Consider the following 23,792-nt stretch of genomic DNA (forward strand, 5'->3'; position numbering starts at 1 on the left):
TTCAGGCGGGGACGCACAGCTGGAACACGGCGATTTGCCCCATGAAGGGCAGTACCTGCTCTGGGGGCGCGTCACCGGGGAAGGGCCATTCGTCGGAGACGCGGGGGAGGCGGGAGAGGTAGCGGGCGACCGCTGTCGCGCCGCCTTCGTCTTCCACGAGGAGAGCGTTGCGGGACTCGTGCTCGTCGGGCTCGACGGTGCATTCGCCGGCTGCGAGGAGGTTGCGGACCCAGTCGCGGTGTCGGCTGGGTGAGCAGATGTACTGGACGCCGTCGAGCTGCATGAGCGCGATCGGAACTGCTCGTGGCTCGCCGGTCGTGCGGCCGGCGACGGTCAGCACCCGCAGTGCGTAGTGGCCCTCGCGGTGTGGCTGGGGATCTTGCGAGCGGATGCGTTCGAGCATCTGCTGGTTCCGGTCGCGGATCTCGGCGTTCGAAACCGTGGTCACGTGGCTCCTTCCCGGGCGAGGGCCCGTGAGAGGTGGATGAGCTGCCGGACATCGGAGTTGATGCCCGAGTCTTCGGGAGCCGCGACGAGCACGCCCGTCCGGCTGGTCGGTGTGCGGCCGCTGGCCTGGAGCTGAAGCGCGTGATGAAACGTGCCGAGCTGCTGGTCGGCGGGACGCTCGGCATCGAAGCCCGCGTCGACGAGCTGCGGGCTGAGCTGGAGCAGGCCGTCCCGGATTTCGATCACACGCCGCCAGTACCGGTGGCCGACCCGGTGGGGAAGCAACGTGTCGAGCCAGCTCTGGGTGGGCGCGTGGTCGAGGGTGTCGGCGGGGAACACCGTGTGCAGTGCCCGCCAGAGCGGCCACAGCTCGGCGTAGGCACGACGTCGGCGTAGCCAGGTCCTCAGCGCTGCGAACCGAGCCGCGAGGCCGACCGAGAACACGCCGAAGAGGAACACGAAGGTGCAGATCGGGACCAGCCGAGTGGTCAGCTGCATGATCGAGGCGCCGTATCCCGGGTGGCCCGCCCAGCGGATGATCGTGACGACCGTGCGGGCGCCGGTCGTGACGGCGGTGGCGACGAGCGCGACGGTGAGGACGTGAAGTCCGAACCGGGCGCGGCGGCTGGACTCGCCGGCGTACCGGAGTGCCCAGCGCGCCGCCTGCACTGCCGCGTAGAACATGTAGCTGCCGCCGATGATGTAGAACGGCGCCACGCCGGGATGGCTCATGTCGTTCGGCAGAACCCCGGTCAGCGGGTAGGCGCTGTCGCGAACTCCGGGCGGGAGCACGAGAACCGCAGCGGTCATCGCCAGGCAGACGCCAACGAGGATCGCCGTTTCGGTGCGAACCCGCCGCCATGAACCGCCCGCCGAGATCAGGAAGAAGAGCAGGAGGGCATAGCGCGAGGTGTTCAGCGCGATGTTCGTCAGCAGCTTCACCGTGCTCGATGACGGCAGCTCGCCGAACACCGTCCGGGTGAACGCGACGAAAGTGGAAGCGCCGAGCAGCTGACACGCCACGCACACCACGACGGCCCACAGCGCCGGATCGCGTGGCGAACGGGCCAGCCGGTAGAGGAACCAGGCCAGCACGAGCAGCAGGAAGTTCGTGAGGTTCACAGGATGTCGACCGGGTCGCCGAGGGACGTCTGCGCGCGGCGCGCTCGCGGTGACCGGCCGGGCAGGCTGATCTCCTGGGCTTTGACCGTGGCCTCCAGCAGGACGGTCGCGAGCGCTTCGGCTTCCTGCTCGTACTCGTTCTCGTAGGAGGTACGGCGGCGCAGGGCCTTCCGGATGACGTCGGGCGGGATGTCGGGCAGCAGCTGGCGCCACATCGAGTCGTCGCCCTCGTCCGACGGATGATCGGCGAGGAGGTGGCCGAGCTCGTGGGCGATGATGTGCTCCTGGTGAAACCGCGTGGTTCCGGTGCCCTGGTACAAGATGATGTCGGCTGCGGTCGTCTTGATCCACAGGCCGAACGGACCCGGCACCTCCATCGGAACGGCCAGCAGCCGGATGGGCTTACCGCGGCGCTCGCCGAACCGGGCGCAGATCTCGGCCATCGGCGTCGGGCCTTCGACGCCCGCGGCGCGCAGCTCTGACCGCAGCCGACGGCGCAGGCCGGCGATTCGCCGGGCGCGGTGCACGCGTTGAATCTGGATGCTCACGACGGTCCTCCCAGGCCGTTGTTGATCACCTTTGACCGATCGTCGCAGATCGGCCGCGGTGTTCGGCGGGTTGGACAGCAAGTCACCCGGATGTGTGGTTCTCGCCGCCGCGGCTGGCTTGGAAGTCGATGAAGTCAAGGACGCTCGGCAGTACATCGGGGGAGAGAGCGCTCGCACGGAACGCGATGTCGCGAACACCCTGCTCGGAGAGGCGCTCGAGCATCGCGTACTGCCCCTGGAGCTGGCGGGCCCGCTCGCTGTTGCCGAAGTACTCGAGATCGACGTCGAAATATGCCGCGAGTTCCATGGCCAGCCTCAGCTTCGGTTCGTTCAAGCCCTTGATCAGGTTGTACAGCTGGCTCTTGGAGATGCTGACGTCGTCGGCTACCTCGGGAACGGTGTACGAGCGCCCGTTGTCGTGCTTCTTGAGGTAGATCAACCGCTCGAGAAGTACGCCGAACGGCTCGGCCTCGTCGCGCTGCGGATCCTTGGACTCGGACACGTCCACCCCCTTCGGATCGGATTCCAATTTCTTGGAATCTGGACCGCGATGCGTCCGGTTTGTTTGACTCTGCGTTCAGGCTTTCGTACTGTCGAAGTTGATCACTCCAATTTACTGGACCTCGGGCATCGCAGGAACCGCCCGATCGAGTGTCTGCCACCAGGTCCAGTTGACTTCCGGGTCCCCGCCCAGGCAGATGCGTCACCCGGCGCGTCTCGATGCGCGGGGAGGCGCGATGAGGACGATCGACAGCTTCGCGGCGGCGGTGCACCGTAAGCGGAGAGAGCGTGGCCTCACGCTCGGCGAGGTCGCCACGATGGCCGGCTACAGCGCGAGCTACCTCTCGAAACTGCTGCACGGCCACCGCACGCTGCTGCCGGCCGTGGTGCACGACCTCGATGCGGCGCTCGCGGCTGACGGCGAGCTGGACAAGATCGCGGCAGATCAGCGGGGCGACTCCCGCGCGGTGACCCGCCCCGTGCAGTTGCCCCCCGCTGCCCCTGATTTCGTCGGTCGTGAAGAACAGCTCCAAGCGATGGACCACGCGCTGGTCACCCAAGGCCGTCCCGATGCGACCGTCACGATCGTCATCGAAGGCGGGTTCTGGACCGGCAAGACCGCGCTCGCGGTGCACTGGGCATCCGTCATCCAGGCTCGCTTTCCAGGTGGGTGCTTGTTCGCCGACCTGCGCGGACTCGCGCCCGGCGCACCGGCCGACCCGGAGGAGATCCTGGACGGATTCCTCGTGGCTCTCGGCGTGAGCGCCGCCGAGCTGGGGACCTCCAGTCTGCCGACCCGGATCGCGCGTTACCGATCGCTGCTCGCCCAGCGTCCCGCGGTCGTGATCCTGGACAACGTCGCCGACTACCGGCAAGCCGAATGGCTGCTCCCCGGCGCTGGCAGCGTGGCGCTGGCGACGAGCCGGGAACGGCAGTCCGGCCTGCTCGCACGCACAGGTGGAACGGCGATCGAGCTGCCGCCGCTTGCGACCGAACAAGCGCTCGAGCTGCTGGGACGCCGAGCTGGGGAGGCGCGCGTGCGAGCCAGCGCGGCCACTGCCGAACTGGTCGTCGAGCGGTGTGGTTGCTTGCCGATGACGGTCCTCATCGCCGCCGAGCACCTCCAGCGCCACCGGGAGACGTCGCTGGACGACCTGGCCAGGCGACTGGATTCCGACAAGACTCGCCTCGACCTGTTCACCTCGAGCGATCCGGCGGTGAACATCCACGGCGTCGTTGACGTCTCGTATCTGGCCCTGCCGGCCATGGCGAGGCGGGTCTTCCGGTACCTCGGGGTCGGGCCGGCCAACGTCGTCGGAACCGAGGCGGTCGCCGTCGTCGCCGAGCTGGACCTCGAACGCACCCGCGAAGCCCTCCGGCTGCTGGCCGAGGCACACCTCGTCGAGCCGCTCGCCGACGGCCGGTACCGGATCAGCCCCTTGCTCCGCGCCTACGCGCACCAGCGTGCGCTGGTCGGGGAGCGGCTCTGCGAGATCGAGCGCGCCCACGACCGAGCCCTGCGTTGGTACGCCGCGACGGCCTGGAACGCGAACAACACGCTGATCCCCAGCTGGGCGGACAGCGGGATCACGCCGGTGAACCTGGCCGGGGTCGAGCCGATGTCCTTCAAGGACGGCGGCTTCGACGCGGCGATGGCCTGGTGCGAGCGAGAGGTCCCCATCGCCCTCCAAGTCGCGCGAAGCGCGCGGACCTACGGGGCGAAGGACGTCTTGTGGCTGCTGCCCACGGTGTTCCTGCCGTACTTCGTGCTTACGCGCAGCTGGAACACCTGGCTGGTCGCGGCGCACGACGGGCTGGCGGCGGCTCGCGCGGCCGGCAGCGACGCCGGGATCGCGCGGAGCTTGGAGGCCCTCGGGTGGGTGGAGCACGAGCTCGGCCGGACCGACGACGGCATCGCTCACCTCGAGGAGGCGCTCCGGCGCCACGACGAGCTTGGTGATGATCGCTCTCGGGCCTGGACGGCGTACGGGCTTGGCCTCGCGTACGTGAGTCGTGACCAGATCGTCGAGGCACGAGAGCTTCACGAACTCGCTGACCGCTTGTTCACGGACTCCCACGTCAAGATCGGCCTTGCTGTGAATCGCGCCGCGCTGGCCGACGTCTGCGACCTCCTCGGGGATTCGGAAGTGGCCATGAAGTTCGCGCTCGACGCGCTGGATCGAGCGCAGGCCTTCCGGTCCAAGGCGGTCCTCGGAATCGCGCACCAACGCATCGGCGTATTGCTCACCCGTCGCGGTCGCCACCGAGCTGCACTGAAGCACTTCGATGACGCGTTGGCGGTTCGGGGCAGGAGCTGGCAGCGGTGGGGCGCGGCGGAGACGTTGATCTCCCGAGCCGAGGTCCTTCATGAGCTGGGGCAGACCGCGCGGGCGCGGGACACGTACGGTGTGAGTCTCAAGATCCTCGATGCTCTGCGGGACGGTAGAGCAGCGGAAGTCCGTACTCGACTCGCTTCGCTGGACGCGGTTATCGCCAGCCCCTGAGCTTGCGCCGAGGTCGGAAACGTCATCCCCTTCCGCGGGATGTCAAGCCTGCGGGCCAGGAAGCTCCCTCCGCGGCCGACGTGCCTCGATGGCCGGAAAACTGGCTTGTCGATTGAACAAGCCGTCCACGGCATCGGCGATCTCTTCCCGATCTCCGGTGGGGGGCACGCTGCCCAGAGTGTCGACGGCGTCGTTTGCGACGTCGTCGGTGCGGCCGGCCAAGAGAAGCCGCTCCTTGCCGTCAGCGCCCGTGAAGCGTGCTTGGACCTCGTTGGTTTCCTCGCCGTGACAGCGTGCGCCAGACGTAGGATCCCAACGACCCAAGAGTGCCGAGGCCGGCGAGCGGGTAGGAGATCAGCGGGGTCATCGGCCGGCCGCCATCAGGACGCACACGACGCTCGAAATCAACGCTGCCGCGCCGAAGCCGATCGTCACGGCGACGAGGTTGTCGGTGGCCGGAACGAAGACGTAGGCGAGCAGGTTGGCCACGCCGACCGAGAGGGCGAACATGGCGGCGGAGACGGCCAGGTTCTTCTCCTTGCGAGGGATCGTTGCCGCGAGGACCTCGCTGACGCTGCCGAACGTGAGCGCCCCGCCGATCACGAACTGTTCACCCTTGGACAAGATCATGTCGAATGACACGTGTCCGCTGTGCAAGCCCCGAAAGATTTCGGTGTAGATGGGGAACGCCGCGAGAAGCACGCCGGTGAACAGCCACAGCACGATCCTGCGGACTCGGAGCATGCTCACGTCCTCGACGGAGATGTAGCCGTCAGTCTCTGCCACGACAAATCGGTCGAACTTGCGCCTGGTGGTGCTAGGGCCTACCGATGCTCTGTCCGAGTGAACATGAACGCCGTGTGGGTTTCCGTCGGCGACCGACCTTATTGGCGAAACTGATTTTCATCTTGACTGAATCGGCACCACGATGGGACTGAACGAGCACAGGTTTGTGTCTCTTTTGCAGTTCCCTGATCGCCGGTTCAAGTCCAAAGTGGAGTCAACAGAGCTTGCAAGTTCAGGCAGGCTCAAGGTGAATCCGTGGAGGAAGAATGAGTTCCCGAACCCTGCGTTCCAAAGCCATCCGCATCCTGTGCATCCCCATCGCGGCGCTGACGGTCGGCCTGGCAGCTGCGAGTCCCGCCGGCGCGGCTTCCCAGGTCCAGCTGCGCGAGCAGTGCGGCTACCTCGGTGGCGGCGAGTACCGGCATTGCGACAACGGCACGGGCACGAGGGTGGACCTCGACGTCCGGGACATCTGGGGCAACCTCTACCGCTACTGCGTCGGACCTGGCACGACCAATCTCCAGCCGGTGATCCGCTGGAGGGTCGTCGGCGCGTGGTGGAACGGCGGCGTCGGCTGCTACGAGGGATACGAAGGTCCGGCGTAGTCACGAACTCGAGGACGGCTCCCAGTCCTCGGCCAGTCGACGCGGCGGGCGCCCTTGCTCCCTCTGCAGCGCCCGCCGCGTCGGCATCAACTCGATCAGCCGGTGATCGCGAGCATGGCCGTCATCCCAGCCAGAAGGCACGGGCCGAACGGAACGGCTGCACCTCCGCCGCCCTTACGCGGCACGAGCAGAAGAACCAGCGCCGCGAACGACGCGAGCACCAGCGTGCCGGCCAGCTCAGCCCAGCCGGACCACCCGGTAACCAAGCCGACGACGGCCGCTAGGCCCACGTCACCGGAGCCGACACCGCCCTCGACCAGGACGGCGAGCACGAGATAGAAGCCCGCAGCGGCGAGCATCGCCCAGAGCGCCCGGACTCCCGGAGCCGCGTCGGAGCGTGCGACGCACAACCAGCCCAGCCCCACAGCACCGCCGAGCAGCTGGGGCACCACGACAATCCGAGGTAGCCGATGTTCCACCCAGTCGATGATCGCGAGCGGAACGCCCAACGCCAGCACGAAGGCGTAGATGACCAGCTCACCGCGAGTGCCGATGCGCCAGCCGAGCACGGCGAGCACCAGCGCCGTGATGATCGCGCCAAGCCACCACGACGACGCGATACGGGCTCGCTGACGCAGAAGCCGCCCGGTGAGCAGGCTTCCGACGGCACCCAGCACAAATCCCGCGCTCGCCGCGACGACGGCGGGCCAGGCGTTCACCACGCCTCCGACACGCCGTCCGCGCTGATTCCCGTCCCCATGACGCCATGCTGGCCAGCTCGCCAGGCCGGCGCACCACTCGTCCTACCAACGGGTGAACCTCCGCCGACGTGGTCCTTCGGGGCGGGCGGCCAGCTGATCATTCCAAGGGGAGGGGAATCCATGAACCTGCGTCGAACGGCCTGCATCACGATCGCCGGCTCCGCGATCCTGCTGATTGCCGGCTGCAGCACAAACGAGCCCAGCCGACCCACGGCCTCGTCGAGCGCGCCGATGACCACGAGCGCAGCACCGCAGCCGAGCGACGTCGCGACGCAGCAGGCCACCGCTGCGTACCTCGGCATGTGGAGCGACATGGCCGACGCGGCCACGACGTCGGACTGGCAGTCGCCCAAGCTGGTTCGGAACGCCACCGCGGAGGCGTTGCAGACCATCTCGCGCAGCCTGTATGCCGATCACTACAACGGCTTGGTCACCAAGGGACGTCCGCTCAGCTACCCGCGCGTCCTGTCGGCGGAACCGCCTGCCAGTCCGACGGCCGTCACGATCACGGATTGCGGCGACTCGACGAACTGGCTGAAATACCGCGCCGACAACGGCCAGCCCGCCAACGACGGGCCTGGTGGCCGCCAGCAGATCGAGGCTCTGGTCAAGAAGGCAGTCGACGGCTCCTGGAAGGTCACAACCTTCGCCGTTCACGAGGTCGGATCATGCTCAGGCTGAACAAGGCCGCAGCACCTACCGTGGTGGCATTCAGCGTATGGCTCCTGCTGACGCCGCATGCTCATGCGAATGGCTGGGGCAACGTACATTGTGGACAGGATGGCAACCCGTCCTGCGAACTCGGTGCTGGACGCGACGGCGAGGCGAAGCCACAGCCGCCCGCGAGGCCGGGAAAGCCTGCAGTGCCACATCCGGTGCCTGGCCAGGAACCGCCGTCGGGCGACAGCATCCTCGGCGGCAAGGACACCTCCGCTAAGTGCTCTTACGTCCGCAGTAACTACCAGCCGCCCGCGAACGGCGTGCAGACCGTCGCGTTCCGGCTGGATCCTGGCGGTGGCGGTTCGTGGTACGTCTACCGGTGTTCAGGACCCGGCTTCCGTGACGGCTTGTACCGAGCCCCGATTTGGCTCCCGGACGGCGCGGTACCCGCGGAAGCCGCGCCGCCGTCGCCGCAGGAGCTGGCCGACCAGGCCCACGCGCAGCTGCGCTTGCCTGCCGTACGCATCGTCGCGAACCCGGCAGGTGACAAGCTCGTCAGCCTGCCGACCTGGCTGTGGCTGGACCGCGCAAGCTGGGGAACCCAGCAAGCGACGGCGGCCGTCCCCGGCGTCTCCGTGACGGCCGCCGCCACGCCGACCTCCGTCTCGTGGTCGATGGGCGACGGCGAGACCGTCAACTGCTCCGGCCCAGGGACTCCGTTCTCGGCGGGTGCGGATCCGGCGGCCGCTTCGCCGGACTGCGGCCACACCTACCGCCGGTCCTCGGCATCAGCACCTGCCCACCAGTTCCCGGTCCGGGCGACCGTGCACTGGACGGTGGCGTGGTCAGGTGCCGGGGCGAGCGGCACCTTCCCGGACATGACGACCTCCGGCTCGGCGGCCTTCCGCGTCGCCGAGGTCCAAGCGCTCGGCACCGGACACCGCTGACACGTCCAGCCGGTCCCCGCACGTTCAAATCTCCGTTTCCGCTGTGCACCAGCGATTCGCTCGAGTGCACGGCGCGGTCGAACCATGCCTGGGAGGCACGTCGTGACCAGCATCCGTACCGGTGAACAAGGCGCCGGACCCGAGGTGGGTTCCGCGTCGTGGGTGGGAAAGAACGGGAAGTTGACCGCGGTGCCGACCGGGCGCCGAACCCGTCGGCGCCTGCCGCACCTGCTCGTCGGGGTCCTGCTCGTGGTGGTCTGCGTCGGTGGCGCGCTGTGGTGGTCGAGCAACGCACAGGACCGGGTACCGGTGCTGGCTGTGGCTCGGCCGCTGAGTGTCGGGCACGTCCTCGAACCGGCCGACGTCCACGAGGTCGAGATCTCCGCAGCCGACGCGGTCGCCACCGTGCCGACCGAGCAGGCGTCCGCCGTGCTCGGACGGCGCATGGCCACGAGCCTCGGCCCCGGCTCCCTGCTCACCCCGAGCAGTGTCGGTCCGGCGACGATTCCCGCCGCCGGGTACGCGGTCGTGGCGGTCGCCCTCAAGCCAGGGCAGTTCCCGCTGGAACTCGCGCCAGGTTCACCCGTCCTCGTTGTCCTTGCCACGTCGCCGCCTTCGGCGACTCAGCTCGCTGGAGACGATTCGACGTGGCCGGCGACGGTGACCGGCGTCGCCAAGGCGGAGACCGACCAGAACACCGTGATCTCGCTGCAACTGCCCGGCACCACCGCGCCAGCGCTGGCCCGCGTGCCGGCCGGTCAGGTCTCCCTGGTCCTGCTCGCCGGAGGTGATCGCTGATGTTGATCGCCCTGGCCAGCGTGAAGGGTTCGCCCGGCGTCACCACCTTCACCGCGGCACTGGCCGCCACCTGGCCGCTCACCGTCCGCCGACTGATCGTCGAATGCGACCCAGCCGGCGGAGACCTCGCACACCGATTCGGGCTGCGTTCCACGCCCGGCCTGCTCAGCCTGGCCGCCGCGGCCCGCGGCTCCACCGAACCCGAGGTGCTCTGGAACCACGCACAGCCGCTACCAGGCGGGACGCAGATCGTGTCCGGTCCGCCCGGCAGTCATCAGGCGCGCGCCGCGCTAGGCGTTCTTACGGCGTCCGGTTCGCCGGTGTACGGCGCCGGGCGGGAGTCCGACGTGGCGATCTTCGCCGACTGCGGGCGAATGGACCCGGGTTCACCAGCGGAACCGCTGATCCGCCACGCAGACATCCTCCTGCTGCTCTCCGGCACACACAACGACGAGCTGGCGCACCTGGCCGGCCGAATCCCCGAGCTGGGCCGAACTGCCACCCGTCCGTGCCTCGTGCTGACCGGCGACGGGCACCCGACCGCTGAGGTCGAGCGCGAGCTCGGGATTCCCGTGATGGCGAGGATTCCTCACGACCCGGCCACGGCTCTCGCCGGTCACGGCGTGGCCGGACGACGTGGGAAGGGTGGACTCGTCCGCGCTGCCGGCGTCGTCGCTCGAGTTCTGCTCGGCGAAGCCATCCCGACGCAGGCGGCTGACTTTCCGCATCCTCCGGCCGTCGGCTCACAGATTCCCGGTGTGCCCCCTCAGCAGCTTCGGACGTCCAGCGTCCGCGGCGCCCCACCGGAACTGCTGCACAACGGGGTCGTACTCAGGAAGGACGCATCGTCATGACCGTGCTCGACGAACACCGCCGACTTGCCGCGCAGGACGGAGCTTCGGAGGCGCGGCTCCGCGCCCACCTCCGCCACGCACTTGCCACTGAGCTGCCCGGCCGTGCCGAGGAAGATTCGAGCCCAGACACCGGCGAACGCCGCCGCGAACTCGCCCAGGACGTCCTCCGGGCCGCGAGCGCCGCACACAGCGAGGCCGAGCTGGAAGCGGGGCGCGTTCTGCTGCCGGCTGAGGTCGAGGCGCGCGTCGCCGAGGCCGTGCTGGACGAGGTCTTCGGCCTGGGCGGCCTGCAGCAGCTGCTGGACGATCCCTCGGTCGAGACGATCAACGTCAACAGCTTCGACCGCGTTTTCGTGCAGTACGCCGACGGCTCCCGCGCCCAGGTCGCCCCGGTCGCGGCCTCGAACGACGAGCTGACCGACCTGATCCGCACCCTGGCCGCCCGCGCGTCCTCGGAGGAGCGCCGGTTCGACCGTGGCTCACCCGCGCTGAACCTCCAGCTCCCGGGCGGTGAGCGGCTGTTCGCCGTGCTCGGGCTCACGGCCGGCGGGATCACTGCGTGCTCGATCCGACGCCACGGCTACCTCACCACCAGCCTCGCCCAGCTGCGCCGCCGGGGCACCCTCGACGTCGGCCTCGAACGGTTCCTCCGCGCGCTCGTGAGGGCCCGCAAGAACGTCCTGATCACGGGCGGCACCGGTATCGGCAAGACGACCCTCCTGCGCGCGATGGCCTCCGAAATGGACCCCCTGGAGCGCATCGTCACTATCGAGGACGCCTTCGAGCTCGGCCTCGGTATCGATCCGGCACGCCACGCCGACGTCACGGCACTGCAAGCCCGGGAGGTCAACGTCGAGGGCGCCGGCGCGGTCAGCCAGGCCGAACTCGTCCGCTGGGGCCTGCGGATGTCTCCCGACCGCGTGATCGTCGGCGAGATCCGAGGGCCGGAGGTCATCCCGATGTGCAACGCGATGTCCCAAGGCAACGACGGCTCGATGGCGACCCTGCACGCGAGCAGCTCGAAGATCGCCTTCACCCGCCTCGCCTCCTACGCCGCGCAGGGCGCGGAGCGGCTGCCGCTGGAGGCGACCGCTCTGCTGGTGGCCTCCAGCGTGCACTTCGTCGTGCACCTGGCCAAAGCCGCCGACCGCACGACCAGGGTGGTCTCCTCGATCCGCGAGGTCGTCGACGCCGACGGCGGCACCGTCGTATCCAACGAGATCTACCGTCCCGGATCCGACCTCCGCGCGCGCCCGGTCGCGGGCGCCCTGCGCGCGGGCACGCTCGACGACCTCGTCGACGCCGGGTTCGACCCCGACCTGCTGGCGAGGCCGGAAGGGTGGTGGGCGTCGTGACCAGCACCGTGATCGGCGCCGTCACCGGACTCGGCGCCGCGGCGGGGCTGCTGCTCGTCCTGTTGGGGCTCCGACGGCCTCCGCTGGCGCCCGGACCGCGGTCGACAAGCGGCAGCTTGCCTTGGCACACCGACCGGCGCTGGGGATTCCGCTTGGCTCTCGCCATCGGTGCCGGGCTGGTGGCCGGTGTCGCAACCGGTTGGGTCGTGGGAGGTGCCCTCACCGCCGCAGCGGTCTGGTTCCTGCCGGCACTCGTCGGACCCGACCGCGCTCACACACGGCGGGTCGCCCGTATCGAGGCTGTCGCGTCCTGGACGGAGATGTTGCGCGACACCCTGTCGGCCGCGGCTGGCTTGGAGCAGGCGATCCTCGCGACCGCGCCGCTGGCTCCGATGGCGATCCGCGATGACGTCGCCACCCTTGCGCTGCGGCTGCGCAGTGGCCACCGTCTCGTCCCGGCCTTGCGGCTGCTGGCCGAAGGCCTGGCGGACCCGGCGGCGGACCTGGTCATCGCGTCGCTGGTCTTGGCCGCCGAGCACCAGGCCCGGCAGCTCGGCGACCTGCTCGGTTCCCTCGCCGAAGCCGCCCGCGCGCAGGTGGCGATGCGCATGCGCGTCGAAACCGGCCGCGCCCGCACGCGCACCTCGGTCCGGGTCGTCGTCGGGACGACGATCGCGTTCGCGGTCGGCGTCGTGGCCCTCAACCGCGGCTACCTCACCGCGTACGACAGCCCGCTCGGCCAGGCCGTCCTGCTCGTCATCGGCGCGCTCTTCGGCGGCGGGTTCTCCTGGCTGACACGGATCGTGGGCGGCGGTGGCGCACCGCGCGTGCTCTCCCTGCGCGAGCCGCCGGAACCCGAGCCGGCCGCCGCGGCTGTCGGGTGGGGAGGTGAGCGGGCATGATCGCCGTCGTCCTGGTGGGCACCGGAACCGGACTTGGCCTGTGGCTCGTCCTGACCTGGGCAATTCTTCCGCAGGAGACTCTTCGAGGCCGCCTCTCGGAGACGGCCCCGCTCGCCGAGGTCACCGACACGACGTGGGCTACCGCCCTGACGCGACCTCTCCTGCCCGGACTGCGCGCGCTCGGCCTGCCGGGGGAGCGCCTCGAACGCGACCTGCGCGTGCTCGGCCGCGGTGCCGACACGCACGTGGCAACCAAGTTCGTGCTGTGCTGCACGGGGCTGCTCGCGCCGCTGCTGCTTCAGGGGCTGCTTGCCCTCGTCGACCTTCAGCTCGGCATGGAGCTGCCGTTCGTCGTTGCGATCCTGCTGAGCATCACCGGCTTTCTCGTGCCCGACCTCGAGGTCCGGGCGAAAGCCGCGCGTGCACGTGCAGAGTTCCGCGCGGCGCTGTCGGCGTTCCTGGACCTCGTCTGGATCACCCTCGCCGGCGGCGCCGGAGTCGAGTCCGCCCTGCTCGCGGCCGCGGACGTCGGGCAAGGCCCGGCATTCGCCCAGCTCCGTCGCGCGCTCGCCGCCGCCCAGCTGACCCGCACCACGCCCTGGGCGACACTGCGCCGCCTCGGGGAGGAACTGGACATCGCCGAGCTCGCTGAACTCGCCGCGTCGCTCGCCCTCGCCGGCACGGAGGGCGCCAAGATCCGCGCGTCGCTGTCGGCTAAGGCCGGTGCGCTGCGCACGCACCTGGTCGCTGACGCCGAGGCCGAGGCGCAAGCCGCGACCGAACGCATGGCACTGCCGGTGACCTTGCTGTTCCTCGGCTTCCTCGGGTTCATCGCCTATCCGGCCGTCACGCAGGTCCTCAACGGCCTCTGAAATGTCCACAGGAGACAACCATGCTGCTCTACATCCGAATCCTCTGGAACCTCGTCACCGCCCGGATCCTGCGTGTGCTGGAAGACGACGACCGCGGCGAGATCACGACCACGGTCATCGTCACGGCCCTGATGGCCGTGCTGGCGATCGCGCTGATCGCGATCATCGCGGCGAAGCTGACAGCGAAAGCGAACAGCATCGACCTCGGCTTCGGCGGCTGACGTGCTCACACGCAGTCTTCCCTCAGCCACCTGGCGACGCGTCCGGCGTGCGCTGGCGGGGGAGCGAGGAGCGGTGACCGCCGAGCTGGTGATCGCGACGCCGTTGCTGCTGCTCGCGCTGCTGGCGATCATCCAGTTCGCCCTCTGGTCGCACGCTACCCACGTCGCCCAGGCGGCCGCCTCCCAAGCCCTGTCCGCGACGCGCGTGCAGGACGGCACCACCGCGGCCGGGCATGACGCCGGGCAACGGCTGCTCGACGACCTCGCCCGAGGGCCGCTGCGCTCGCCGCGAATCGAGATCGTCCGCACCACGACCTCGGCGTCGGTGAGCGTGCAGGGCGAGGCCGTCGCGGTCCTGCCCGGGGTGCACCTGCACGTGCACGCCGAAACCGCAGGCGAGGTTGAACGATTCGTTCCCGACGCCTGATCCGAAGGGAGAAGACCGTGCCATTGCTGGAAAAACCCGAGCCGGTGACCGAAGGCGACTTCGCCGACGGACCGGACGTCATGCTCTGGAATCCGGCCCTCACTGCGAAACGTTGGCGCAGCGTGTCCATCCACGCCTTCGTGTCGCGATGCTGCACGACCCAGTTCGTGATCGGCCTGCTGGTCTTGGCACTGGGGATCCGCATCGCGGAGTCCATCCCCGGCGCGCTGCTGGTCGGCGGAGCCGGCGCGCTCGTATTGAGCTGCCTCTGCGATGCGGCCATCACCGTGCTCTGCCTGGATACCGACCACAGTCACCCCCGCGGGCGTCCTTGCCGACTGGAGCGGGCTCCCGGCGAGTTCTTCCTCCGCGGCCGCGATTTCGCCGACCTCGGCCCACGAGGTCACTACGCGGCCATGCAGCTGATCGACCTCACCGGCGAGCTGCACTCCACAGTGGTCTGGGGCTGGCTCCCTTCCGGGCTTCCCGAGAAAGCGCACCAGCTGGCGTGGGAAGCGTTGATCCGCTTGGACCGCTCTCGAACTGCGCGTCAGAACGCCGCCCAACTCACGGAGGTGCCCGGCGAGGCCGAGCTCGCATCGGCGGTAGCCGCCGCGGTCGAGAAGTTCGACGACGAACTCGACGAGCTGGTCTTCGAGCTCCAGAGCTGTGCGACGCTCGCCCGGGCATGGGAAGCGAAGCTACGTCACGACCAGTTCGTCGAGCACGCCGTCGCCGTCCAGGAGGACCTACAAGCCGCCTCGATCGGCCCGGTCGCGGCACTCGCCGAGGACCTTCCGCGGTCCGTCTTCGCGTACGTCACCGCAGCCCGCGATCTTATGGCAGCCGGACCTTTCCCCTGGGAACTGCGGACCTCAACCGGGGAGGCGGCCCGGTGACCGCCTCACGCTGGGTTCGCTGGTGGCGGGCCGAACGCGGCTCGGTGACCGCCGAGGCCGTCTTGGTCACGCCGGTGCTGGTGATGCTGCTGGTCTTCGTCGCCGTGGTCGTCCACCGCGGCGTCGACGCGAGGCTCCGGCTCGACGACGCCGCGCACCAGGCGGCACGGGCCGCCAGCCTCCAGCGCACCCCGGCGGCCGCCGGCGACGCAGCGCAAGCCACCGCCACCTCAGCGCTCGCCCAGGCGAACGTGACGTGCCACAACGCCCAGGTCACCACGACGACCACGGCTAGCCCGGGCAGCACCGTCGTCGTCAACGTCCGGTGCACCGTCGACTTCGGCCAGGCGATGGTCCTCGGCGTGCCTGGCAGCAGGACCCTTACCGCCTCGGCCAGCGAGATCGTCGATCTCTACCGCTCCCAACCGACCGGCGGGAGCGCGTGATGACCACCCATCGGCAGAAGACGTGGTGGCGTGCGGAGGAAGGACGGGTGTCGGCCTTCGTCGTCGTCCTGGCGCTCGGGCTCGTGCTCCTGGCGGGCCTCGGGCTGGACGGTGGCCTCGCGCTCAGCGCCAAGGTCCGCGCCACCGGGCAAGCCGAGTCCGCCGCGCGCGCCGGCGCGCAAGCGATCGACCTCGCCGCCTACCGCGCGCGCGGCGAGTTGCGACTCGTCCCCGCGGACGCCGACGAGCTGGCTCACCGGTACCTCGCCGGAATCGGCGCGGTCGGCACCGTGACGGCCACGGTCGACGCGGTGACCGTCACGGTCACCACCAGCCAGCGCACCCAGCTGCTGTCCCTCATCGGCATCCGGGCCATCGGCGCCCACGGCAGCGGCGCTGCACACCCCCAGCGCGGTATCGCCGCGCTCGAGCCCTGACCACCGGAGGAGAAATCATGATCACAACCGACGAGATCGAACGGCGCGTCGAGAAGGTCGACGCGGAGAAGAGCGCGAGGAGGACGGCCGCAGCCCGCGAGGTCGGCGACCTCGCGCACCGCCGTGCCGCGCTGGCCGAGGAACTGGCCGAGGTCGAACGCAAGCTCGGCACCGTGCTCGCCGCGGCGGCGGACGTCGTCGGCGTCGACGAGCTGGCCGAGTTCACCGAGGTCGCGGCCGCCGACCTCACTAAGTGGCTCACCGCCGGCAAGCCCCGCGCCCGACGCGGACGACCGCCCGGAAGCCGACGGCCGAAACCGGACCCGCATCCCGGGGCCGCGCCGTCGGAACTTCGACCGAGGCCGCAGGTCCCCGATCCGGAGAACCCGGTCGTTCAAGGCCAGCGAAGCTGAGTCGGGGCACTGTTGTGCCTGCAGAACGGCAGACCAGAGCCGGACCGCGGCGAGCTCGTCGTGCGTTCCTGCGCGCCGCACGACGGCTGCTGCAAGCCGGCGTGGCGCTCACGCTGCTGTCCGGACTGTGCGCCGGGCTGCCGTGGGCGCTGGTGCAGTTCATCGGCTGGCCCCTGCCGGATCACCTGCCCACGGCGGCAGAGCTCGGCGGGGTCCTGACGGCTCCGCTGTCGACAAGTCTGCTGCTGGACGTACTCGCGTGCGGCGCGTGGCTGCTGTGGGGCGCGTTCCTCGTCGAGCTGGCCGGCTGTGTGCGCGACCTCGTCTTTGCCGCCGGCCGGCCGGACCTCAGCCGTATGGGCAGCCCGCTCCGCCGGGTCGCCGCGGTGCTTATCGCCGCCGTTGTCGTGTCGTTCGTCAGCCGCTCTGCCCTCGCCGCGTCCGGCGGGAGCAGCGGAGTCCAGGCCGGGGTGAGCTCGTCGGCCACCGCGCGGTCTGTCGTCGGTGACGTCGCGGAGGAAGTCGAGGTGGTGCGGCCACCATGCGACGGTGTCCACGATTCGCTGTACCGGATCGCGCAACGCCGCCTCGGAGACGGCGACCGGTGGCCGGATATCTGGCGCCTGAACACCATGAGCACCCAGCCCGGCGGTCGCACGCTGACCTCGCCCAGCCTGATCCATCCCGGCGACCAGATCCATCTACCGCCGACGACCAGGCCCGTCCAGCCGAAACCACCGCAGCTGCAGCCTCCGCCCCCACCCGCGGCTGCCTCCCCGCCGAGCCTGGTTGTGCCTCCCGTCGGCTCACCGGGCTCTGGCTCGTGGGAGCCCGGGGTGTACGTCGGTGTCGGGCTGGCGAGCGCGATCAGCGCGGCGCTGCTGGTCGCCCGACGACGGCAGCGCGCCGGCTACCGGCCCGGCAGCGGCCGGCGCGACGAGCTGCCCGTCGCGCCGGTCGTCTATCAGCTGCACCTCGCGCACCAGCACACCCTCGGCGGACTCGACGAGGCCGATGTCGCCGGCGCGGCAGCGGATGGTGACACCGCCGAGCCCGGTACAACGCCCGAGCTGGGGGAGCCCGCCGATGAGGCCGCTGCGGAACTGGCGCTGGACCTCGCGGCGACGCACGGCCTCGGACTCATCGGACCCGGCAGCCACGCCGCCGCCCGCGCGCTGCTGCTCACGGCCATGACCTCCACCAGCCACCCGGAGGTCGTCGCACCAGCTGCGGATCTGCGTGGCTTACTCGGCGTCCCAGATCATGGCGCCGAACTACCGGAATGCGTCCACGTCGTCAACGACCTCGCCGCGGCCCTTGCCCGCCTCGACGGCCAGAATCCGCCCGGCAGCGCCAGCAGAATCCTCCTGGCGAGCGTGCCGACAGGCGAACCCGATCACACCCGGCTACAGCACGCCTTCGCCGAAGCCCGCGCGAGGACGACGATGCTGCTGCTCGGCCAGTGGCACCCCGGCGTCACGGCCTACGTGGACTCGACGGGCGCCATCACCGCCACGTCACCCGGGCCGGGGGAGCCGCTACGCGGCCGGCGAGCCTTCTCCCTCCCCGAATCCGCGACCCGCGAGCTGTTCGCTCTCTTCGATGCCGCACACGGGGCTCCGGACGACCACCCTGAGCCTGCGGCCGAGTTGACTCATGGGTTGGAAATCGCAGGCCCTCCGGCCCTCGACCACGCCGAAGCGATACCTGAGCCGACCCCGGTGCCGACCGTCGAATCCCAGCACGACGTGGCCACGCCGCTGGTGCTGTCGGTGTTCGGGCAGCCGACGTTGTCATGGCGACCGGACGTCACCAGCCCGGACCACACCGTCGAAGTCACCGGCAGCCTGTCCCGACGGCTGTGGGCGCTGCTGATCTACCTCGCCCTCCATCCCGGAGGAGTTCCGCGCGCCGCGATCACCGACAGCCTGTGGGCAGATCGTCCAGCACGGGACCCGGCTGCCGTGCTGCGCACTGTCCTGTCCCGACTCCGCAGCACCATCGACAAAGCCACCTCGCCCGACCTCGGCGACCTCGTGGTCACGCAGCACGGCCGGTATCGCCTCGAACCCGCGGTCGTCGAGGTCGACTACTGGGTATTCGCCGACGCGCTCGCTCGACGCCGCACCACGACCGACGACCAGCAACGTGCCGCGGCCTACGCCGCGATCGTTGCGAGCTACGGGGGCGAATTGGCGGCCGGCGTCGAAGCCGAATGGCTCATCGCACTGCGGGAAGGCGTCCGCCGTGACGCCCTCGACGCCGTCGCTGCCCTGGCACGCGCGCGGGTTCAGAGTGATCCCGAGTCCACGCTGGAGTTACTGGAATCGGCGCGGGACTTCGACCCGCACAACGAGCTGCTCTATCGCGACATCATGCGTCTCGAACACAACCTCGGCCGGCACGACGCGATAGCCAGGACGCTGCGCCTGCTCGAAGCACGCCTCGCCGAGATCGACGAAACACCGACCGCCGCGACAATCGAGCTCGCCGAGCGCCTACGAGAACGCCACATTGGCATCGCGATCCCGAAGGCCTGAATCATCCGTGTCGAGGCCTTCGAAATGCCTCTACATCGAAATAGCTGATCACCCGCGACCGATGTTAGTGTCGACCTGCTGATAGTCATCGCGCAGAAAAGTCCCACGGTGTCTCCGTTCAAATTCGCCCTCATTCGTCGCGTCACCCTCCGGGGTCCGCGACGCTTCGCGTGGACAGATACGGCGTCGTGCCGACTTTGCGAGTGGACTGTGTACTGGAGCTGTTCGAGCTGGATCTCGACCCTTCGGGTACCCGCCAGCCGCCGGGAGTGCCCATGCACCTGCCGATCGCACTGGCGTTCCGTGTGCCGCCTAAGGCGGATCCCCTGTGTGCGCGCATACGAGCAGGTCAGCACATATATGCAGGGATCCGCTGATATCCCAGACTCGCTTGGCGACAAGCAGGTAAGCACATCAGGCCCGCCCCGTCGGTCCAGCTGCTGTGATCCGGTCCCCGTGGCCCCGCTTCGACGGTCATCTCACCTCGTGTCGACAGCTGCTTCCCTTTCTATTTTGTTCTTTCAAATGAAATACACATCCCGTTCCTTTGTTGGGGCCGCCGCCGACTGTTCGGCGCCTGTGACCTGCGAAAACGGTTCGGCGGAATGTGCATGACTTCTTGATTTAAACTGGAATTCGTCACCCGAATGGGGCGCGTAAAGGTATTGTGCGCACCGGGTTTATCGAGCTACTTTTGTTGTGTCACCCGGAAAATCCGGAAACCAAATCAAGGGTCGCAACGAATCGTTCTGATTCGCCGCAACGCCCGCCCCCCGTCCAATTGGAAAGGAATACCCGCGATGACCACGCCCACCCCGCCCGCCACGGCACCCACCACCGGGCCGACCACCCCGGCGGGTGGGACGGCGACCCGGCTCCGCAACGGCGAACTCCGCGCGATGGTCGCCAAAGTTCTCGCCGACAACCCCGCGACCATCCACACCCCGGGCGGCATCGCGCACACCCTGAATCGCTCATCCGGCGCAGTCGGCAACGCCTGCAAAGCGTTGACGGACAGGGGAGAAGCTGAACTCGCCGTGACTGCACCCCTGGCCTACCGGGCGACCGCGACGACAGCGGCCACCGCCGCAACCGCCATCACCCCCGCGCCGCCACGCGCACCCCGTCCGCCACGTCGCACGCGGCCCGCGATGACACCCGCCGCGCCCCCAACGACGGCCGCACCGTCCGGTGCTGGCAGCGCCACCACCCGACCGGCGCGCAAGGTCACCGGCCCGGTGAAGCGTCCGAACGGGATGGACTATCACCCCCGGCTGCTGTCCGGGATGCCCGACGTGACCGCGCTGGCGCGGCTGCGCGACGCCGGGGTCGCCGCGCTGCTGTACGGCCCGCCCGGCACCGGAAAGACCTCGGTGGTGGAGGCAGCGTTCAACGACTGCCTCACCGTTCAGGGCGACGGCGACGCCGTGGTCGCCGACCTGGTGGGCGACTACACCAAAACCCCCGACGGTGACTTCGTGTTCGTCCACGGCCCGCTGGTCCGCGCGATGCGCGAGGGTGTGCCGCTGTTCATCGACGACGCCACCCTGATCCCGCCAACGGTGCTCGCGGTGGTCTACCCCGCGATGGACGGACGCCGCGAAATCGTGGTCAAGGCCAACGGCGGCGAAGTCGTCCACGCCGCACCCGGGTTCTATGTCGTCGCCGGTCACAACCCTGGCGTCCACGGGGCGATCCTCACCGACGCGCTGTCCTCCCGGTTCTCTGTGCACATCCAGGTCTCCAGCGACTACGCCCTCGCCGAACAGCTCGGGGTCGACAAGAAGGCCGTGCGGGTGGCGCGCAACCTGGCGACCCGGCAGGAGAAGGGCGAGATCGGGTGGGCGCCGCAGCTACGTGAGCTGCTGGCGTTCAAGAAGCTCGCCGACGCGTGGGACCTTGACGCCGCCGCCGGGAACCTGGTCGGGATCGCGCCGGAAGAGGACCGCGTCACCGTCGCTGCCGTGGTGCGCGACGTCTTCGGCAAAACGGTCACCCCACTCGCCCTCGGTGCCCGCATCACCACCAAACCCTGAACCCCCACCCCCGCGAACCTGTCGCGAAAGGACCCGCGCCATGACTGCCCACTTCGCCGCTGACCCGGCCGCCACCGGTGCCGCCGTGTTCCCCGCGCGCCCGGAATGGCTGACCCTGTCCGCCGCGTTCGCCGACGAGGTCCCCGTGATCGCCGACCGCGACGACCTCGTGGTCAGCGTCGCCCCCGGCGCGGGCGGCGGGGCACCCGCCTGCTTCTACCCGCACCGCGCGCTGATCGAAGTCGACGGCGACCACCTCGGCGTGGACCTCGCCACCGTGGACCCCGCCAACCTGTCCGACCGCGCCCGCTACGCCCCGGCATGGGGTGCCCTCACCCACGAGTGCGGCCACGCCAAACACACCGCGTGGGAGCCCCCGGACGGCGCCCCGCCCGCCGTGGTCGCCGCCGCCATGCTGCTGGAAGAGCCCCGGATGGAGGCGGCGCACATCCGCCGCCGCCCGGACGACCGGCACTGGCTGCGGGCGTGCGTGCAGGGCATCGTCGCCACCGACCTGCACCTGTACGCCGACCCCGCGACGGCACCGAAGATGACCGCCGCCGACGCCGCGCGCACCGCTGCGCTCCTGCTGGGACGGGCCGATGGCGGAGTGCTGAGCCACGCCGAGGTGTACCCGGTGGCCCGGGCCGTCGAGGGCGTGCTCGGCAAGGAGGTCCTCGGCAAGCTGCTGGCGGTGTGGCGGCAAGCGCTGCGGACCGCCGACGACGCGGGCGAGCAGATGCTCGACCTCGGGCGGCAGTGGTGCGAGATCCTCGGCACCGACCCTGACAGCACGGACTCGGCCTCGCCGCCGGCCTCGCCCGGGACCTCGGACCCGTCGGACGGGGCGCCCGGCCCCGGCGCACCCGTGAACCCGTCACCGCTTACGGATGCCATCGCCGCCGTGCTGGGCAGCGTTGCGGCGAACGTCGCGGGCGAGAAGGCGCCCGAGGACCCTGCCGCCGTCGCCGCTGCCGCGAAGGAATGCGAAGACGCCGCTGCGAGGAAAGCCGCACGGGTGGCGCTGGGAGTGTTCAGCATGGGCGGTGCCCCCGACGGCGACACCCTGACGGCGGGCACCCGGCCGCCCACACCGGAGGAGCACACAGCTGCGCGGGTACTCGCGCGGGCCCTGGACACCGCCGGAACCCGGGAACGGGTGGCCGTACGTTCCACCTCGCAGGTGCCGCCGGGGCGACTGCGGATGCGCGGGGTGCGTGCCGCCGAAGCCCAGCATGCCGCCGGGGCCGTGGTGACCGCCGAGCCGTTCACCCGCACCATCCGCAAACCGGTTCCCGTGCCGCCGCTGCGGGTAGGGATCGCGTGCGACGTGTCCGGCTCGATGGGCTGGGCGCGCGCTCACGTGGCCTCGGCGGCCTGGATCCTGGCCAACGCCGCCCGCCACACCCGCGTACCCGCCGACACCGCGAGCGTGATCTTCGGACACCACGTGCGCCCGCTGACCCATCCGGGCAAGCTGCTCGCCGAGGTCACCGAATTCTGCTCCCGCGACAACTACGAGGACATCCCCCGAGCGCTGGACGCCCTCGACGGCGCCCTCGGCCTGTCCCGCCCCGGCGCGGCACGGCTCGTGGTCATCGTGTCCGACGGCGAATACCGTGCGACACCCCGCCGCCACGGGCAGAAGAAGCTCGACCGCCTACGCGCGTCCGGGTGCGCGGTGCTGTGGCTGACCACGAGCCACACCGACACCCCGCTCGCAGGGGCCACCGTCCACGTCCTGACCGACCCCACCACGGCCGCCCGTGCCATCGGCCACGCCGCCACCACGGCATTGCGCGCGACCGCCCGCCGGTAGGCGCGTCGGGCGCCGCACCTATGTCCCTCCATACCCCCGAACAACAACGGAAAGGTGAACCGACATGGCTACCCGCGAAGAGCGAATCATCGGCGCAGTACTCGATCTGACATCCGACCTGGCCGAGTCGTGGGGCCTGGCGACCTATGTACGCAACTACGGCTACATGACCAGCTTATACGGCCGCATGGTGCTCCTCGGCCCATCAGGCGATGCCCTGCGCATCGATCCGGTAAGGAACCGACGGCCATGGGCCTACACCATCCAACCCGTCTTGCCGTATGACGAGGACGAATTCGCGACCGGGTGGGTCGAGCCTGCCGGGTACGTCCACCACCCTCGTCTGAAGTACCCGCCGGGCTGGTTCATGCCCAGGGACTATCGCCCACGCCCGCTGGTCGTGGAGACTCGCACGCCGATCAAGGAAGTGGCCGACCGCCTCGAAGAGGACGTGCTTCCCACTTATCGATACTGGGCCGACCGCATCCGGGCACGCAACGCCCGACGCCGTGAGCGACTGGCGCAAGAACGCGCAACCGCGCTCGACCTCGCGCAACAATTCGGCGGGCCAGTGCGTCTCGTGCCCGGGCTGCCGAGCGTCACCTCGTGCCGACTCGACGACGGGCAATCGCGCATCCAGTTGGACACTCGTTCGCCCTACGTGGAGATGTCGTTCTTCGTCCCTTGTGATCGCGCTGCCGCGATCACACCGCAGTTGGCTCGCCTGCTGGGTTTCGCCTCGACTACGACGACCTGAAAGCATTTCGAAGGAACAGCGCAAGCCCACACCAGAAATTTCGCCGGTTCAGGCGGACGTTGCAGAGCCCGGCCATCGTGGTGCGAGGCATCGCACAGGTCGCCCAGGGCACCGCGTCGGTCGGCGTTGACCAGA

At 69.7% G+C, this 23,792-nt stretch carries 26 protein-coding genes; 19 read left to right on the forward strand and 7 right to left on the reverse strand.

Going from position 1 to position 23,792, the window contains the following annotated elements:
- Nucleotide 1: 1 nt before the first annotated feature.
- The 4 genes from QQ657_RS40615 to QQ657_RS40630 all read right to left on the reverse strand — a co-directional run bounded on the left by QQ657_RS40615 (nucleotide 2) and on the right by QQ657_RS40630 (nucleotide 2,619).
- The gene (locus QQ657_RS40615; RefSeq protein WP_284747680.1) at nucleotides 2-448 is read right to left on the reverse strand and encodes a PNPOx family protein; all 447 of its coding nucleotides are present in this window, start codon (nucleotides 446-448) and stop codon (nucleotides 2-4) included.
- Entirely contained in the window at nucleotides 445-1,569 is a 1,125-nt protein-coding gene (locus QQ657_RS40620; RefSeq protein WP_284747681.1) for an MAB_1171c family putative transporter, read from the reverse strand. Before QQ657_RS40620 ends, QQ657_RS40615 begins: the two co-directional genes overlap by 4 nt.
- Nucleotides 1,566-2,012, reverse strand: a complete 447-nt coding sequence (locus QQ657_RS40625; protein WP_434056830.1) for a hypothetical protein — start codon at nucleotides 2,010-2,012, stop codon at nucleotides 1,566-1,568. The genes QQ657_RS40620 and QQ657_RS40625 overlap by 4 nt, the downstream gene beginning before the upstream one ends.
- A 187-nt stretch (nucleotides 2,013-2,199) precedes the next feature.
- Nucleotides 2,200-2,619, reverse strand: a complete 420-nt coding sequence (locus tag QQ657_RS40630; RefSeq protein WP_284747683.1) for a helix-turn-helix domain-containing protein — start codon at nucleotides 2,617-2,619, stop codon at nucleotides 2,200-2,202.
- Between the two features lie 196 nt (nucleotides 2,620-2,815).
- Here QQ657_RS40630 and QQ657_RS40635 point away from each other — a divergent pair, with 196 nt between their 5' ends.
- On the forward strand, nucleotides 2,816-5,122 hold the full coding sequence (locus QQ657_RS40635; RefSeq protein ID WP_284747684.1) for a tetratricopeptide repeat protein: 2,307 nt from the start codon (nucleotides 2,816-2,818) through the stop codon (nucleotides 5,120-5,122).
- Nucleotides 5,123-5,164: 42 nt separating this feature from the next.
- Here QQ657_RS40635 and QQ657_RS40640 read toward each other — a convergent pair whose 3' ends face one another.
- Both QQ657_RS40640 and QQ657_RS40645 read right to left on the reverse strand, forming a co-directional pair.
- Nucleotides 5,165-5,344 (reverse strand): hypothetical protein, encoded by a 180-nt coding sequence (locus QQ657_RS40640; RefSeq protein ID WP_284747685.1) that lies wholly within the window; start codon nucleotides 5,342-5,344, stop codon nucleotides 5,165-5,167.
- 141 nt (nucleotides 5,345-5,485) lie between these two features.
- The gene (locus tag QQ657_RS40645) at nucleotides 5,486-5,908 is read right to left on the reverse strand and encodes a hypothetical protein (RefSeq protein WP_284747686.1); all 423 of its coding nucleotides are present in this window, start codon (nucleotides 5,906-5,908) and stop codon (nucleotides 5,486-5,488) included.
- Between the two features lie 266 nt (nucleotides 5,909-6,174).
- Here QQ657_RS40645 and QQ657_RS40650 point away from each other — a divergent pair, with 266 nt between their 5' ends.
- Entirely contained in the window at nucleotides 6,175-6,513 is a 339-nt protein-coding gene (locus QQ657_RS40650; RefSeq protein ID WP_284747687.1) for a DUF6355 family natural product biosynthesis protein, read from the forward strand.
- A 95-nt stretch (nucleotides 6,514-6,608) separates the two neighbouring features.
- Here QQ657_RS40650 and QQ657_RS40655 read toward each other — a convergent pair whose 3' ends face one another.
- Nucleotides 6,609-7,232: a prepilin peptidase gene (locus QQ657_RS40655; protein ID WP_284747688.1), complete on the reverse strand. Its 624-nt coding sequence runs from the start codon at nucleotides 7,230-7,232 to the stop codon at nucleotides 6,609-6,611.
- A gap of 162 nt (nucleotides 7,233-7,394) precedes the next feature.
- Here QQ657_RS40655 and QQ657_RS40660 point away from each other — a divergent pair, with 162 nt between their 5' ends.
- The 17 genes from QQ657_RS40660 to QQ657_RS40740 all read left to right on the forward strand — a co-directional run bounded on the left by QQ657_RS40660 (nucleotide 7,395) and on the right by QQ657_RS40740 (nucleotide 23,657).
- Nucleotides 7,395-7,955, forward strand: a complete 561-nt coding sequence (locus QQ657_RS40660) for a hypothetical protein (RefSeq protein WP_284747689.1) — start codon at nucleotides 7,395-7,397, stop codon at nucleotides 7,953-7,955.
- A gap of 194 nt (nucleotides 7,956-8,149) precedes the next feature.
- Nucleotides 8,150-8,881, forward strand: a complete 732-nt coding sequence (locus QQ657_RS40665; protein WP_284747690.1) for a hypothetical protein — start codon at nucleotides 8,150-8,152, stop codon at nucleotides 8,879-8,881.
- A gap of 102 nt (nucleotides 8,882-8,983) precedes the next feature.
- Nucleotides 8,984-9,679, forward strand: coding sequence for an SAF domain-containing protein (locus QQ657_RS40670; protein ID WP_284747691.1), 696 nt, complete (start codon nucleotides 8,984-8,986; stop codon nucleotides 9,677-9,679).
- Nucleotides 9,679-10,533, forward strand: a complete 855-nt coding sequence (locus tag QQ657_RS40675; RefSeq protein ID WP_284747692.1) for a CpaE-like family protein — start codon at nucleotides 9,679-9,681, stop codon at nucleotides 10,531-10,533. The genes QQ657_RS40670 and QQ657_RS40675 overlap by 1 nt, the downstream gene beginning before the upstream one ends.
- The gene (locus tag QQ657_RS40680; RefSeq protein WP_284747693.1) at nucleotides 10,530-11,888 is read left to right on the forward strand and encodes a TadA family conjugal transfer-associated ATPase; all 1,359 of its coding nucleotides are present in this window, start codon (nucleotides 10,530-10,532) and stop codon (nucleotides 11,886-11,888) included. The genes QQ657_RS40675 and QQ657_RS40680 overlap by 4 nt, the downstream gene beginning before the upstream one ends.
- Nucleotides 11,876-12,790, forward strand: a complete 915-nt coding sequence (locus QQ657_RS40685; protein WP_284747694.1) for a type II secretion system F family protein — start codon at nucleotides 11,876-11,878, stop codon at nucleotides 12,788-12,790. Before QQ657_RS40680 ends, QQ657_RS40685 begins: the two co-directional genes overlap by 13 nt.
- Complete coding sequence (locus QQ657_RS40690) at nucleotides 12,787-13,662, forward strand: type II secretion system F family protein (RefSeq protein ID WP_284747695.1); 876 nt, start codon at nucleotides 12,787-12,789, stop codon at nucleotides 13,660-13,662. Before QQ657_RS40685 ends, QQ657_RS40690 begins: the two co-directional genes overlap by 4 nt.
- A 20-nt stretch (nucleotides 13,663-13,682) precedes the next feature.
- Nucleotides 13,683-13,883: a hypothetical protein gene (locus QQ657_RS40695; protein WP_284747696.1), complete on the forward strand. Its 201-nt coding sequence runs from the start codon at nucleotides 13,683-13,685 to the stop codon at nucleotides 13,881-13,883.
- Between the two features lie 73 nt (nucleotides 13,884-13,956).
- Entirely contained in the window at nucleotides 13,957-14,310 is a 354-nt protein-coding gene (locus QQ657_RS40700; protein ID WP_350310744.1) for a TadE/TadG family type IV pilus assembly protein, read from the forward strand.
- A 17-nt stretch (nucleotides 14,311-14,327) separates the two neighbouring features.
- The gene (locus tag QQ657_RS40705) at nucleotides 14,328-15,209 is read left to right on the forward strand and encodes a hypothetical protein (protein ID WP_284747698.1); all 882 of its coding nucleotides are present in this window, start codon (nucleotides 14,328-14,330) and stop codon (nucleotides 15,207-15,209) included.
- On the forward strand, nucleotides 15,206-15,655 hold the full coding sequence (locus tag QQ657_RS40710; protein WP_284747699.1) for a TadE/TadG family type IV pilus assembly protein: 450 nt from the start codon (nucleotides 15,206-15,208) through the stop codon (nucleotides 15,653-15,655). Before QQ657_RS40705 ends, QQ657_RS40710 begins: the two co-directional genes overlap by 4 nt.
- Nucleotides 15,655-16,092 carry a pilus assembly protein TadG-related protein gene (locus QQ657_RS40715; RefSeq protein ID WP_284747700.1) on the forward strand — a complete coding sequence of 146 codons (438 nt, stop codon included), beginning with the start codon at nucleotides 15,655-15,657 and terminating at the stop codon, nucleotides 16,090-16,092. The genes QQ657_RS40710 and QQ657_RS40715 overlap by 1 nt, the downstream gene beginning before the upstream one ends.
- A gap of 17 nt (nucleotides 16,093-16,109) precedes the next feature.
- On the forward strand, nucleotides 16,110-16,505 hold the full coding sequence (locus QQ657_RS40720) for a hypothetical protein (protein WP_284747701.1): 396 nt from the start codon (nucleotides 16,110-16,112) through the stop codon (nucleotides 16,503-16,505).
- A gap of 101 nt (nucleotides 16,506-16,606) precedes the next feature.
- A complete protein-coding gene (locus QQ657_RS40725) occupies nucleotides 16,607-19,045 on the forward strand; it encodes a LysM peptidoglycan-binding domain-containing protein (protein ID WP_284747702.1) in 2,439 nt (812 codons plus the stop codon).
- A gap of 800 nt (nucleotides 19,046-19,845) precedes the next feature.
- A complete protein-coding gene (locus QQ657_RS40730) occupies nucleotides 19,846-21,081 on the forward strand; it encodes an AAA family ATPase (RefSeq protein WP_284747703.1) in 1,236 nt (411 codons plus the stop codon).
- 40 nt (nucleotides 21,082-21,121) lie between these two features.
- Complete coding sequence (locus QQ657_RS40735) at nucleotides 21,122-22,900, forward strand: VWA domain-containing protein (RefSeq protein WP_284747704.1); 1,779 nt, start codon at nucleotides 21,122-21,124, stop codon at nucleotides 22,898-22,900.
- Nucleotides 22,901-22,964: 64 nt separating this feature from the next.
- A complete protein-coding gene (locus QQ657_RS40740; RefSeq protein ID WP_284747705.1) occupies nucleotides 22,965-23,657 on the forward strand; it encodes a hypothetical protein in 693 nt (230 codons plus the stop codon).
- The last annotated feature ends 135 nt before the right edge of the window (nucleotides 23,658-23,792 follow it).

Source organism: Amycolatopsis ponsaeliensis (assembly GCF_030182635.1).
Classification (GTDB): domain Bacteria; phylum Actinomycetota; class Actinomycetes; order Mycobacteriales; family Pseudonocardiaceae; genus Amycolatopsis; species Amycolatopsis ponsaeliensis.